Origin of the sequence: Aerococcus sp. HMSC23C02 (genome assembly GCF_001806805.1) — a bacterium.
GTDB classification, from domain to species: Bacteria; Bacillota; Bacilli; order Lactobacillales; family Aerococcaceae; genus Aerococcus; species Aerococcus sanguinicola.
Genome location: NZ_KV786060.1, coordinates 137,074 through 150,483, shown reverse-complemented (window position 1 = coordinate 150,483; position 13,410 = coordinate 137,074). Strand labels below are relative to the sequence as shown.

The window sequence follows — 13,410 nt, the reverse complement described above, 5'->3', positions numbered from 1 at the left end:
TGGAGTGATTTCACAAGTAAGGAACGAGCGAATGCTTCGCTCTTATCCTGACTTGTTCCAATCATCCGAGCCTAAGCCCAAGTCTCGCACCCTAAGCGGTCATGAGATAGGCTAGGATGGCAACTAGGGTGGCGCTGGCGCCGATTGTGGCTTCGTAGCGGATGAGGGTCAGACGCTGGCGGAAGGAGAGCTGGACACTGCCTGCGGTGGCGTGGAAGAAGGAACCGTGGGGGAGGGAGTCCAAGACGGTGGCGCCCGCATGCAACATGGCAGCGGCTGCTAGGTGGGGGACTTGGGCTTCGATCAGGCTTGGGGCGAAACTCTGGCTGGCGATACTGGCTCCGGCTGTGGTGGAGGCTGTGGCTGCGCCCATGAAGATACCAGACAAGGGAGCGAGGAGGAAGGGCGGCAGCTGGAGGAATTGGAGGAGCTGGCTGAGATCGGCTTGGAGCTGGGAAGCGGTGATCACGCCGGCCAATGCTCCCGTTCCAATCAGAAGCAAGCAAACATCCTTGACTTGGTCCAGGCCGAATTGACTGTAGCTGATGAGCTTTTTGCCCTGACGGCAGGCTAGTAGGGAAGCCAGTCCCCCAAGAGGGAGGGCTAGGATAGGGTCGACGGAGAGGCCGACAAGTGGACGGAGGGCCAACAAGACGACAACCGTGAGGGGACCGACCAGAGCGGCGAACAGGCTAGGACCTTGCTCGCTAGGATTAGCGACTGGAGCGACTGGGTCAGACGAGTCAAGCCCCACTTGGTCGCCTAATTTGCGGTTGAGAGCCTGAGAGAGCAGGAGGGTCACCAGTGCTGCCACTAGGGCGGGCACCAGATTTTGTAAGATCAGCCGGCTTAGGTCGACATCGAAGCTAGCTGCAACAGCCAAGGTGTTGGGGTTGGGGGAGATGAGGTTGCCGGCCTTGCCCCCGCCGATCATGGCGACCAGGGCAGCTTCCTTTCGAAGCTGGCTTTCTTGGCAGATGGCTAGGGCAATAGGAGCAACGGTAATGATCGTGATGTCGATAAAGACCCCGATGCTACAGATCAGAAGGCTGGCCAGGATGAGAGCGGCCAGGGCCCGGCTCTGGCCCAGCCGGTTGACGATGGCCTGGGCAATCTTTTGAGCGGACCCTGTCTTGACTAGGCAACCAACGAGGACCCCCGAGGCGAGGATACGGAGGATGGCGCTCATCATGGAAGCCGAACCGTCGACCATGACCTCAATACTTTGACTGAGATTAGCGCCACCTAAAAGGGCACCGACCAAACCGCCAACCATGAGGGCATAGGGCGCAGGCAATTTTTTGAGGATGAGCAATAGGGCAATGGCGAGGGCAGCTAGGGCCCCAAAGCTTGAGATCAACATGGATAAGCCTCCATTCTAAATCCTAGGGGTCGCAATAAGTTGTAAGGGCTTTTATAATTGAGAGTGTGACAAAAGTCGGTTAGGCCTGAATCACTGGAGCGAACTATGTCCAATCGTTGGTCAACGATTGGACATAGTTCGTGAAGTGGATGTCAGGACTGACTTTTGGAGCAGGTTTTTGCCTAAAAATTCGTTATTTAAAAAGGGGCTGAAGCTTTTATAATTAGGATAACACAGAGTCCCATAAGGAGGTAATCATATGAAAATTATTCTCGCACCTGATTCATTTAAGGATGCTGTGACCGCCGAGGAAGCTTGCCAGGCCATGGCAGCAGGTATCCGCCGGGCCTGTCCGGATGCTGAAATACTTGCCCTGCCCATGGCGGATGGTGGGGAAGGGACCGTCCAAGCCCTCTTAGCGGCGCGCGGGGGAAAGCTGGAGCGGACTAGTGTGACAGGCCCCCTACCTGGTCAACAAGTCCAAGCAGCCTGGGGACGTCTTGCTGACGGAGAGACCGCAGTCATCGAGATGGCAGCTGCTTCGGGACTGGAGTTAGTCGCTAGAGCAGACCGCAATCCCTGGCACACCACAACTTACGGCACAGGCGAAGTCATTCGGGCTGCTCTGGATGCCGGCTGTCGGAAGATCATCTTGGGGATTGGGGGCAGTGCGACCAATGATGGAGGCGTGGGGATGGCCATGGCTCTGGGCGGCCGCTTCCTCGATAGCCAGGGCCAGTCCATTGGTCTAGGCGGTGGTACCTTGTCAGACCTGGCCCATATCGATCTCAGCAGGCTGGATCCCCGACTCCAAGACATAGAAATCATTGTTGCCTCCGACGTAACCAATCCCTTAGTGGGGGACCAGGGCGTTTCAGCCGTCTTCGGCCCGCAAAAGGGGGCTGACCCCGACATGGTAGCCGCTCTCGACCGTAACCTCCGCCAGCTCGCGACCTGTGCTAAGAAGGACTTGGCCTTGGCTTGGGACATGGCCCAGTGTCCAGGCGGAGGCGCAGCGGGTGGCCTGGGAGCTGGCTTAATGGCCTTCCTCGGGGCCAAACTTCAAGCTGGCATTGACCTCGTTATTGAAGAAACTCAGATGGTCAAGCATTGCCAAGGCGCTGATTATATCTTCACCGGTGAGGGCTCTTTAGATGGCCAGTCTGTCTTTGGCAAGACGCCCCAGGGCGTAGCCCGGGTTGGACATCAGGCCCAAGTTCCCGTGATCGCCCTGGCTGGCCAGATAGGTGAGGGCGCTGAGGCCCTCTATGAGGAAGGCGTCCAAGCTATTTTTGCGATCGGTAGAGGGCCGAGCACTCTAGAAGAAGCCCTGGCAGAAACTGCAGAAAACCTTGAGCAGACCTGTGAGAATGTGATGCGCTTGCTTAATCGTCATGCCAACAATTGAAATACAAAAAATGTCTTTATAAATTTAAAGGCTTACATGACCAAATAAAATTTTTATCATGACTTGCTCAGAAAATGACTTGCTTAATAATATCGATTTCACAAACTTTCTGAGCTCTTATTTTTTTGATAAGTGAAAAAGACAGTCATAAAGTGAGAAATAGCCGGGGGTTAATGAGAAAATGAAGAGAGAAGACATGTTTTAGGGATTGCTTAACTTTTCACATGATGAATTAGTGATGGTAGGCTAGGGGGGAATCTATGATGATAAATGGAGGTTATTTGAATGAAGCTTGCAGCGATTGTAGGGACCAATTCCGACCGGTCCACAAATCGAAAATTGTTACAGTTTATGGCTAAGCATTTCAGTGACCAAGCTGAAATTGAGGTCTTAGAAATTGCTGATTGCCCAGCCTTTAATGAACCCAAGGATAAGACAGCGCCTGCCCCTATCCAGGCATTAGCTGATCAGATTGAGGCAGCGGACGGTGTCATTATTTCAACTCCCGAGTATGACCACTCGATTACCGCGGCTTTGAAGAGTGTCTTGGAGTGGTTCTCCTATAGTGTACAGCCCCTAATTGACAAGCCCGTTATGATTACCGGGGCTTCCTTAGGCTCTCTGGGCTCTTCCCGGGCCCAAGCTCACTTGCGCCAAATCTTGGATGCTCCAGAAATTCAAGCCCGCGTGATGCCAAGTTCAGAATTCTTGCTGGGACGTTCAGGGGATGCCTTTGACAGTGAAGGAAACTTGGTCTATGAAGATAAGGTGAAAGAACTGGAAGAAGTCTTCGAAGAGTTCCTACACTTTGTAGACCTGACCCAGCAGTTGACAACTGAGCAGAAGACACGTCGAGCCAAGAAAGAAAACTTTTCTTGGAAAGACATTGTAGACTAGGGAGGAGATAAGTCATGAAATTTGTTGGAATTGTCGGGACCAATGCAGAGTTCTCCTATAACCGGAAGTTGCTCGAATTTATGGCCGACTACTACGAAGAAGATACGATTGAAGTCTTGGACATCGACCGCGTACCTATGTTCAATGAAACGAAGGACCAAACGGACACCGCTCCTATCCAAGAATTAAAAGAAAAAATTGAAGCGGCAGATGGGGGGATTATTGCTACACCTGAGCACAACCACTCTATTCCTTCAGCCTTGAAGAGTGTGATCGAATGGCTGTCCTACAAGATCCATCCTTTAGATGGCAAGCCAGTCATGATCGTTGGCGCTTCCTATAGTGTGCAAGGCTCCTCACGCTCACAACTTCACCTCCGTCAAATCTTGGATGCGCCGGGGGTTAATGCGATCGTGATGCCTGGGAATGAATTCTTGTTAGGACGTGCTCACGAAGCCTTTGATGAAGATGGGAAATTAAAAGACAAACGCACGGTTCAATTCTTGTCATCCTGCTTCCGCAAATTTAAACGCTTCACTGAAGTGGCAGAAATCTTAAACCAACCTGAAGAAGTGAACTTCAAACCAGGCGACTACCATGTTTCTGCAGTGGGCCATAACGGCGACTTGCCAATGGTCGTGACCTTCTCAGAAGACCGTATCGAAGCCATTGATATCGATACTGAAGGCGAAACAGAAGGGATTGCTGACCTGGTCTTCACCCGTTTGCCGGAAGAAATTATTGATGGCCAAACCTTGAATGTGGATGTAGTTTCAGGGGCTTCCGTAACTTCCAATGGGGTCGTTGACGGAGTAGCTGATGCGGTCTACCAAGCAGGTTCTGATCCAGAAATATTAAAGAAACGGCCTAAAGTTAGCGAAAGCATGCAGCTGGATCCCGTTGAAAAGACCGTGGATGTAGCGGTTATCGGTTCTGGTGGGGCTGGCTTAGCAGCAGCAATTGCAGCCTTAGACAAGGGAGCCTCCACTCTCGTTCTTGAAAAATTCCCTGTGATTGGTGGGAATACTGTCCGGACAGGTGGCCAGATTAATGCGGCCGACCCTGAATGGCAGCACCAATTCAAGGCAATCCATGGCGAACGTGCAACCCTAGAAAAGATCTACAACACCCCTGAAGATGAAATTGCTGAAGAATATCGGGAAGACTTCCGCGCCCTCAAGGAAGAGCTCGACCAATACTTCAAGGACCTGGATGAAGGCAAGAGCTATCTCTTTGACTCTATCCACCTACATACTATCCAAACTTACATCGGTGGGAAGCGGATGGACCTTGACGGCAATGAAATCCATTCTGATATCGAATTGATCCATTATCTGACGAAGAATGCTCTCCCAACCATCGATTGGCTCAAAGAAAAGGGAGTTACTTTCGACGAACATATGGTGGCTGAACCAGTCGGCGCACTCTGGCGTCGGGCTCGCGAACCCCAAGCTTCTGAAGGTTTCGGCTATATCGACCCCTTAACGACCTACATTGAAGACCATGGTGGCCAAATTATGACGGATACCAAGGCTGACCGCTTCATCGTAGAAGACGGCAAGATCGTAGGAATTCAAGCGACAGGCCGCTATGACCAAAAAGTCACGATCCATGTGAATAAGGGGGTTGTCATTGCCACAGGTGGCTTCGGTGCCAATATCGAAATGATTAAGAAGTACGATAACTACTGGGGCAACCTACCTGAAAGCATCCCAACTACCAACTCACCAGCCTTAACGGGTGATGGGATTGAAATGGGCCAAGAAGTCGGCGCAGATGTTGTTGGCATGGGCTTCGTTCAATTGATGCCATCAGCTGACCCTATCACTGGTAATATCTTCAGCGGGATCGACTGCCCACCATCAGACTTTATCTTCGTGAATAAAGAAGGGAAACGCTTCGTTGATGAATATGCCTCCCGTGACGTTCTAGCTAAGGCCCTCTTTGACCAAGGTGGTGTCATCTATAACATTTCCGACGCTGAAATCGCGAAGACACGCTTCAACTCAACGGATGAACAATTAGCCAATGATGTCAAGAAGGGAGCCTGCTTCAAGGCAGATACCTTAGAAGACCTGGCTAAACAATTAGACATAGATCCAGCAGTCTTTGTGAAGACCATCGAAGACTATAACTCCTATGTGGACCAAGGCTACGATGAAGAATTCCAAAAAGGTGCCTTCAACCACAAAGTGATTGTGCCACCTTTCTATGCGACGCCAAGAAGCCCCGCAACTCACCACACCATGGGCGGGCTTAAGATCGACGCTCAGACTCGGGTACTCAACACCCAAGGCCAAGCCATCGAAGGCCTCTATGCCGCCGGAGAAGTCGCAGGCGGCGTCCACGCCGGTAACCGCCTAGGCGGCAACGCCCTAGCCGACATCTTCGTCTTCGGCAAACTAGCCGGCCAAAACGCAGCTGAATAACAGGGTGTGAGACTTGGCGGTTAACTTTCATTCACTGGAGCAAGTCGCCAGAGCAGTCTGTTAAGACTGCGTCGGAGACTTGTGAAGTGACATGAAAGTTGCCAAGTCGAACCCAACTAAAAAGGGTGTGAGCAGAGGCGGTTAGAAGCTTACCACTGGAGCACGAACGAAAAAGGGCAAGCTGTGCTTGCACGTTTCGATCGTGTGAAGTGGAGAAGCTTCTGCCTCTGCGAACCCAACTAGACAGGGTGTGAGGGCTGGCGGGAGAAATAGACCTCTGGAGCCAAAAGCCAGAGAAGACTGATAGTCTTCGGCGGATTTTAGTGAAGAGGAGCTATTTATGCCAAGTCGAACCCAAGTCCACCCAAGAAACCAGCAGTGGCCGGCCTTCAGCCGGTTTGCTGGTATTTTCTTAGCATTGATAACATTTCAAACAATAGAAGGAAGATGAATAATGGAAATCGTTGGTATTTTAGGCCTGGCCTTAGCCATAATGGCAATTATTTACCTCTCCTTTAAGGGACTCAATATTGTGGTCGCTGCCCCTCTAGCAGCTATCATCGTGATCGTCTGCAATCAGATGAATTTCTTTGAGGCCTTAACAGGATCAGAAAATTCCTATATGGCAGGTCTAGCAGGCTTCTTGATTAAGAATTTTGCTATCTTTTTATTGGGGGCCATGCTCGGCCAATACATGGACCGTTCTGGAGCCACCCAGCGGATTGCGGAAGTCCTCTTAGAGAAGATTGGGACGGATAGCCCCTTCCGCGTTCTCATCGCTTTAACAATTATCGGTAGTGTCCTAACTTTCGGTGGGATTTCAATCTTCGTGGTCTTCTTCACCCTGATCCCTCTAGCCCGGCCTATCTTTAAGAAGTTAGATATTAACTGGGAATTGGTCTCTATCCCTCTTTTCCTCGGAGCGGGAACTTATACCATGTCAATGATCCCGGGGACACCATCTGTTCAGAATGCCATTCCCACAACAGAACTCGGCACGACTCTGACAGCTGCTCCACTCTTAGGGATTGCAGCAACCATTACGATCCTGATATTTGGGCTCTGGTATATGAAACACGAATTAGATAAGAGCATAAAGAAAGGGGAAAACTTCTACAGCTACCTCGATGGTAAGCCAGTTCCAAAAGAAGACCAAGAGGCGGTGACTGACCAAGAGAAGCCAGGCTTTATGGTAAGTATCCTGCCCCTTCTTCTCCTGATTGTCCTTATCCTGGTCTTCAGTAAGGTTCCTAATATTATCTTAATTGCCTTAACAGTAGCCATCCTCTGCTGCGCCTTCCTCTTCCGCAATTACCTGCCAGACCAAAAAGATGTCCTCAACAAAGGGGCATCTGGAGCAGTCGGTTCCTCCTTTGGGGCCGCTTCAGCGGTTGCTTTTGGGGCTGTCTTGACCAGTGCACCAACTTTTGCGGTGGTCCAAGAGGCCTTGGTCAATATGCCAGGTCCTGCCTTAGTGACCCTGGGTGTAATTACGGCCCTCCTATCTGGGGTAATGGCTGCTTCCGGTGCTATCGGTACAGTCGTTTCCCAATTTGCCCAACCTTATTTAGAAATGGGGATCCCGGCAGCTGTAATCCACCGGGTAGTTGTTATTGGTGGGGGCGTACTGACTGTCGTTCCCCAATCTGGGGCGGTCATTGCCTTCAATAGTATCTCAGGTTTAGATTTCAAGCATGGCTTCAAGCAAGCCTTCATTGTCAGCAACGGGGGCTTCCTCTTGGCCTTAATTGTGACCTTGATTCTAGCTGGTGTACTCTATTAATAAGCAAAATAGCCTACATATCCAAGCAGGGATTTTCTCAATAACTGGGAGAATCCCTGCTTTTTTAACAGCTGTATCTCATAAATGACAGTTTGGTAACAAAGAAAGCCTTTTATTAATAAAATTGTCAAGCCGTCTTTACCTGCTGTTAAAGTGACTTTGCTATAGTAGGATCATGAAAGGGAGTGACAGGATGTCTGCGATAAAACGAGCGCTAGTTAGCGGCTTTTTGGTCCTATTAACAGCTTTGCCCACAGTATTTGCAGAGGAAGTGGAAGACCAAGTGGCTGACCAAGGACGGCCGGAAGATTTTCCCAGTTTAGAAATGGACCGCCCCTCTATGGAAGAAGAGGCGGGCTTCGTCCCCCAAGAGGAGGAGACCCAGGAGGATGAGATGCCTCCCACTCAGGCACCTGAAGCGCCCACAGCAGAGCCACCAGCTAGCGAGCCAAGCGATGATTTGGAATTAGCCCAGCCGGACAAGGCCCCACTTGTGCCAAGGCGGTCAGTGATCTGGTCGCGCCCACTTGATCAGGGAGACCAGGGGGAAGCAAGCTCCTCAAGCCCTAAGAAGGCCAATAAGCCCGACGTAAAAGCGGAAGTGCCCCATCCTGAGCTACCCCAGGTGGGGGCGACCACCAAGCTTCAGCCTGGTTTATGGGCCTTGATTAGCGCCTTTGTCTCATTCCTAGTCAGTTGCCTTGAAGAAGATCTTTAAGTAATGATGAGCTGCTCCAAGTTTGTATGGGGTGGCTTTTTTTGTGCTTTACACCAGCCTACTAGGAGCTGTCTAATAATTGGAGGGGTCAACATTTCATTTTGTGACTTTTTGCTTTATACTTCACAGGTGAAGGGGGCTTAGTTATGACCAAAGACCAACATTTATTGGCAGAAGATGCCTTTATTCGTAAGACCCACCGGCTACGGGAACTTTTCTTTGAAGCGATCCACCAGGCTGACCAAGACCAGCTCCAAGTCTTGCTCAAGGAGATGCGGCCGCTCTTTTATAATCGCCGTTTAGGTCTCTTAGACCGGGTTCAGGGCTCTTCTTTGCGTTCACTCAAGAACCTCATGCTCTCCCATAATTCCATGATGGCTTTGGAAGCGGAGCGGGCAGGGCTTGATCCGGCACTCTCCCACCACCTCACCGAGAAGTTTGCCATTATCATTGAAAAGGCCAGCGAGGAAGAGGATTTGATCCGCCTCCATGATGAGATGGCCATGGAATATGCCCGGTCCGACCTGCGTCAGATCAAGGGCAGGGAGCTCTCATCCCTAGTGGAAGCGGCGGTTAACTTTATTGACCGCTACTACAGCCAAGATATTAGTATCCAGGGACTGGCTGAGCACCTATTCACTAGCCGGGAGTATTTAGCGCGACGTTTTCAAGAGGAGATGGGGCAGTCACCTTCTCACTATCTTCAAGATAAGCGCCTAAATGAAGCCAAGCAGCTCCTCCGCTTCTCCAAATTGTCCATTGCGGAAGTGGCCAGCCTGATTGGTTATAAGAATGGCCAGTACTTTAGCCGAATTTTCAAGCAAAAAGTCGGCTGTTCACCAAGCCACTACCGCAAACAAGGTCACAAAAGTACACAATAAGGTCACAGCATGTAATGTGAATGCTTTCTCAATCGTGATAAACTATCTTTAACAAGAAGATGTAAGCGTTTTATAAAGGAGCGTTCAGAATGAATCCAATCATTAAAAAATTAGGCTACAGCGCCGATGAACGCCTGGTTGTGATCCACGCGGATGATGTGGGGATTACCCAGGCTTCAATCGATGCTTATGAGGACTTAATGGCACTGGGGACTATCTCTTCAGGGTCGGCCATGGTGCCTTGTTCCTGGTTCCCCGAAGTCGTCCAGCGGGCCAGCCAGCATCCGGAATGGGACCTGGGCCTTCATCTAGCCTTCAACGCCGAGTACAGCGGCTATAAGTGGCGGCCCTTGTCGACCACAGATCCTGCTTCGGGTTTCGTTGATGACTTGGGCTACTTTGTCCAGGATAAGCACAAGGTCCAAGAAACGGCGGATCCTGCCGCTATTGCCCAAGAGATCGAAGCTCAGGTTCAATTAGCTCAGGCCATGGGCTTGAAGATTTCCCATGTGGATACCCATACCGGGACTCTGTGGAACAAAAAATACATTCAATCCTACCATGATGTCTATGACGAGCATGGGATCCTGCCAGTTATCTGCCGGCACCGGGAGGACAATCCTATCTTAGAAGAGATGATCGGGCCGGCTAATTATCCAGAAGAAGAGCTGAAGACCTGGCAGGCAGAAGGCTTCCCTCTGATGGATGGGATTTCTGGCATGCCGGTGGAACATACCTATGACCCCGACGACCGCTTCAGATTAGCAAAAAAAATCCTCAAGGCGATCGAACCCGGCCAACTGACCCACTTCGCCTTCCATCCCATGCGTGACACGCCAGAAGCCCGGGCTCTCAACCGCTATGAGGGTGGGCGGATTGGCGACTATTTAGTCTTCAGCCGTCCTGAAATGAAACAATTCATGGCAGACGAAGGCATCCGCCTGATTTCATACCGGGAAATTCTAGGCGCTGTGAAAGGAGAGTTGAGTGATGACAAGAATAAATAAGGCCGTCAAAGAAGCGATTAAGCGACCAGTCAACTGGGAGGGGCCTCTGCCAGTGACAGCAGATAGCCACCCCTTCTCGTCCATGGCCTACGCCCGTGAGCCCCTGGACTTGTCAGCATATGGCTATGTTGAAGAAGAGTACTTGCAGGCTGGCCGAGCCAATGTCTACCAAGACCTGGGCCAGGGACTAGCCCTTAAAGACCAGGACCTGGACTATTGTACCCGCATCATGGTGCGTAAACCTGCACAGGCTGATCAGTTTTCTGGCCGGGTTTACTTGGATATTTACAACGCCTCTAACGGCTATGATATCGAGGACATTTGGCGTCGGAGCTACCAGCATATTTTGGGAAATGGCCATATCTATATTGGCATTAGCTCCAAACCTATCAATGCCTTGTCTCTAAAGAATTTTGACTATGGGCGCTATGAGAAGATTAACTGGGCAAGCCGCCAAGCTGCTCCTCAACCCGCGACAGTCAACCAGCAAATGTCCATTCCAGGAACGGAAGAAGGCCTAGTTTGGGATATGATCAGTCAATTAGCTTGGGGCATGCGAGCAGGCCAAGCCCCCTTCCTTGAGGGCTTAGACCTTAAAGAAGTCTACCTTACGGGGCAGTCTCAATCAGCCATGTATCTGAATACTTACTTGTATTATTTTGAAGATATCCTGAGCCAAGCCTTTGACCAGCCCCTCTTTGATGGCTATCTCAGTGTGGTCGGCTACGGCGTCATGCGAAGCTTAGACCAGCAGGATGATGAGGAAAGAATGTTCGCTGTCCGTGAGCAAGCCTTCAAGCCGAGTCAAGTGCCTGTCCTCTATCTGTCATCAGAAGGTGACATTAACTTGTTCGGCCCGATGAAGCCCTCAACAATTAAGACAGAGACAGTGAATCCCATGAGCCGTCATTATGAATTGGCCGGTTCGCCCCATACGGATCCTGCTTCCCCCTTGATTCCCGATAACAGTGAAATTGCGAAGACCAAGAATCCGCCTAAGATCTTGGACGGAGAATACCACTATACGGTCAACGACCTCCAATTAGCCTACTATGTTAACAGCTGTATGGAGTGGCTCCACGATTGGGCTATAGAAGGGCGAGAAGCGCCTGCCAGCCAACTCATTGACCGCGATGCTCAAGGGCAAGTCTGCCGGGACGAGTATGGCAATGCCAAGGGTGGCTTGAGGAGTCTTTATGTTGACGTCCCCATTGCCCACTACCATGCCAATGCCCAAGCAGATGACTCGCAAATTGACCAGAATGTGGGCAATGTCAACGGGTCCATGACCTACTTTACAGAAGAGGAATTGGCAGACCGCTACCGTGATGGGACCGATTATCTGGAACAATTTAAGCAAAGGCTTGATCAAGCGCTTGAAGCTAAAGAACTGACGGCAGCTGATGGTGAACGCATGCGTTCCTGGGCCCAAGAGATGGCTCAGAAATTATGGAAGGATGGTTAAACATGGCCGAAAATACTATCAAAAAGACCAATAAACCGCCTTTTTCTTGGCGGGATGAAGTGGGCTATATCTTTGGAGATATGGCAGGTTCTTTCGTTAACTTATTTATTGATGCTTTCTATTTAACCTTTTGTACCTATGTCCTGGGAGTGAGCCCTATCTTCATGGGGAACCTCTTCCTGGTTGCTCGCCTCTTCGATGCGATCAATGACCCGATCATTGGGTCATTCCCTGACCGCTGGCGGCTAGGGAAGAAGGGGGACAAGTTCAAACCTTATATTAAGATTGCCATGTGGCCGCTTGCCCTTGCCAATATCCTCTGCTTTACGGATGTGTCTAGCTTTAGCGATACAGCACTCCACGTTTGGGTCAGCTTTGCCTATGTCTTGTATGGGGTCTCCTATACCGGAACTTCCATGCCTTTCGGTGCCATGGCTAATGTCATCACAGATAAGCCGGAAGAACGGACCAAACTATCGCGGGCCCGCTCAATTGGTGGGACCGTAGTTGGCTTCGGGGCCTTATCGATCGTCCCGCTCTTTGCTTGGGATGCCAACAATGCCCCAATCCCTAAGGCCTTCTTCATCATTGCGGTTATTTTCGCCATTCTTTCGCTCCTGGGCTATACCGCTTTAATGAATATGACCCACGAGCGGATTGCAGAAGCGCCCAAAGAAGAAAGTTTCAACTATTCGCTTGTGATTAAGGATGCCTTCCGCAACCGTCCTTTAATCGGTGTGATGGTCGCAACAGTTGGGTCTCTGATCTATATTACAGGTAATAGCCAACTCGGACAGATCATGTTCAAAGAGTACTACAATCGACCTGATATCCTCGCTTATGTGAACTTCGCTTCCTTATTCGTTCTCTTAGTCGCCTTACCAACTGTTCCTCGCTTGGCTAATAGCTTGGGTAAGCAAAAGACGATTCTCTTTGCGGTAACCGGGAACTTCATCCTGTCACTCTTCTTGATGCTAGTTCCGATTGCTAACCCTTATCTCTTTGCCGCCTTGTTCATTATCGCTAATATTGGACAGACCTGCTTTACCATGTTGATTTGGGCACTGGTTTCTGATTGTTTGGACTACCATCAATTTAAGTTTGGTTATCGTAGCGATGGCTCGCTCTATTCCATCTATACCTTCTCGCGTAAGATAGGATCGACCCTCGCTTCAACTTTAGCCAGCTATGCCCTAGCAGGAATCGGCTTTGTTTCCGGGGTAGCTTCCCAATCAGTTGAAGTTTCCCAGCATATCCGCTTGCTCTACACAGCTGTTCCGGTGGTCACGACTATTTTAGAAATTATTGGTATCGGTCTTATCTTCAATTTGAATAAAGAAAAGACAGACGCTATCTACCAAGAACTTCAAGCGGAACATCGGAATAAATAATAAGCAAACAAAAACGGCCCCTGGTCAGAATTTTTCTGGCTAGGGGTCGTTTTTGTTTGGGCAAATTT

Annotated in this window: 10 protein-coding genes; 9 read left to right on the top strand and 1 reads right to left on the bottom strand. The window is 50.2% G+C overall.

Annotated elements, in window-relative coordinates:
- Positions 1-91: 91 nt before the first annotated feature.
- Entirely contained in the window at positions 92-1,363 is a 1,272-nt protein-coding gene (locus tag HMPREF3090_RS07375; protein WP_067974187.1) for a GntT/GntP/DsdX family permease, read from the bottom strand.
- Positions 1,364-1,622: 259 nt separating this feature from the next.
- Between HMPREF3090_RS07375 and HMPREF3090_RS07370 the strand changes: the two genes are divergently transcribed.
- The 9 genes from HMPREF3090_RS07370 (at position 1,623) to HMPREF3090_RS07330 (ending at position 13,342) form a co-directional block, all read left to right on the top strand.
- The gene (locus HMPREF3090_RS07370) at positions 1,623-2,771 is read left to right on the top strand and encodes a glycerate kinase (protein WP_067974190.1); all 1,149 of its coding nucleotides are present in this window, start codon (positions 1,623-1,625) and stop codon (positions 2,769-2,771) included.
- 285 nt (positions 2,772-3,056) lie between these two features.
- Positions 3,057-3,668, top strand: coding sequence for an NADPH-dependent FMN reductase (locus HMPREF3090_RS07365; RefSeq protein ID WP_067974193.1), 612 nt, complete (start codon positions 3,057-3,059; stop codon positions 3,666-3,668).
- 14 nt (positions 3,669-3,682) lie between these two features.
- Positions 3,683-6,097 carry a flavocytochrome c gene (locus HMPREF3090_RS07360; protein ID WP_070486378.1) on the top strand — a complete coding sequence of 805 codons (2,415 nt, stop codon included), beginning with the start codon at positions 3,683-3,685 and terminating at the stop codon, positions 6,095-6,097.
- Between the two features lie 454 nt (positions 6,098-6,551).
- Positions 6,552-7,880 carry a GntP family permease gene (locus tag HMPREF3090_RS07355; RefSeq protein WP_067974200.1) on the top strand — a complete coding sequence of 443 codons (1,329 nt, stop codon included), beginning with the start codon at positions 6,552-6,554 and terminating at the stop codon, positions 7,878-7,880.
- Between the two features lie 247 nt (positions 7,881-8,127).
- Positions 8,128-8,598 (top strand): hypothetical protein, encoded by a 471-nt coding sequence (locus HMPREF3090_RS07350; protein WP_168140265.1) that lies wholly within the window; start codon positions 8,128-8,130, stop codon positions 8,596-8,598.
- A gap of 146 nt (positions 8,599-8,744) precedes the next feature.
- Positions 8,745-9,479 (top strand): helix-turn-helix transcriptional regulator, encoded by a 735-nt coding sequence (locus tag HMPREF3090_RS07345; protein WP_070486376.1) that lies wholly within the window; start codon positions 8,745-8,747, stop codon positions 9,477-9,479.
- Positions 9,480-9,568: 89 nt separating this feature from the next.
- Positions 9,569-10,486 (top strand): ChbG/HpnK family deacetylase, encoded by a 918-nt coding sequence (locus HMPREF3090_RS07340; protein ID WP_070486374.1) that lies wholly within the window; start codon positions 9,569-9,571, stop codon positions 10,484-10,486.
- Entirely contained in the window at positions 10,470-11,951 is a 1,482-nt protein-coding gene (locus HMPREF3090_RS07335; RefSeq protein WP_070486372.1) for an alpha/beta hydrolase domain-containing protein, read from the top strand. The genes HMPREF3090_RS07340 and HMPREF3090_RS07335 overlap by 17 nt, the downstream gene beginning before the upstream one ends.
- Before the next feature lie 2 nt (positions 11,952-11,953).
- A complete protein-coding gene (locus tag HMPREF3090_RS07330) occupies positions 11,954-13,342 on the top strand; it encodes an MFS transporter (RefSeq protein ID WP_070486371.1) in 1,389 nt (462 codons plus the stop codon).
- Positions 13,343-13,410 lie beyond the last annotated feature (68 nt).

Bases quoted from the DNA above. Each gene is read 5' to 3' on its own strand.
- HMPREF3090_RS07375 (WP_067974187.1), bottom strand. From the start codon at position 1,363: ATGTTGATCTCAAGCTTTGGGGCCCTAGCTGCCCTCGCCATTGCCCTA.
- HMPREF3090_RS07370 (WP_067974190.1), top strand. From the start codon at position 1,623: ATGAAAATTATTCTCGCACCTGATTCATTTAAGGATGCTGTGACCGCC.
- HMPREF3090_RS07365 (WP_067974193.1), top strand. From the start codon at position 3,057: ATGAAGCTTGCAGCGATTGTAGGGACCAATTCCGACCGGTCCACAAAT.
- HMPREF3090_RS07360 (WP_070486378.1), top strand. From the start codon at position 3,683: ATGAAATTTGTTGGAATTGTCGGGACCAATGCAGAGTTCTCCTATAAC.
- HMPREF3090_RS07355 (WP_067974200.1), top strand. From the start codon at position 6,552: ATGGAAATCGTTGGTATTTTAGGCCTGGCCTTAGCCATAATGGCAATT.
- HMPREF3090_RS07345 (WP_070486376.1), top strand. From the start codon at position 8,745: ATGACCAAAGACCAACATTTATTGGCAGAAGATGCCTTTATTCGTAAG.
- HMPREF3090_RS07340 (WP_070486374.1), top strand. From the start codon at position 9,569: ATGAATCCAATCATTAAAAAATTAGGCTACAGCGCCGATGAACGCCTG.
- HMPREF3090_RS07335 (WP_070486372.1), top strand. From the start codon at position 10,470: ATGACAAGAATAAATAAGGCCGTCAAAGAAGCGATTAAGCGACCAGTC.
- HMPREF3090_RS07330 (WP_070486371.1), top strand. From the start codon at position 11,954: ATGGCCGAAAATACTATCAAAAAGACCAATAAACCGCCTTTTTCTTGG.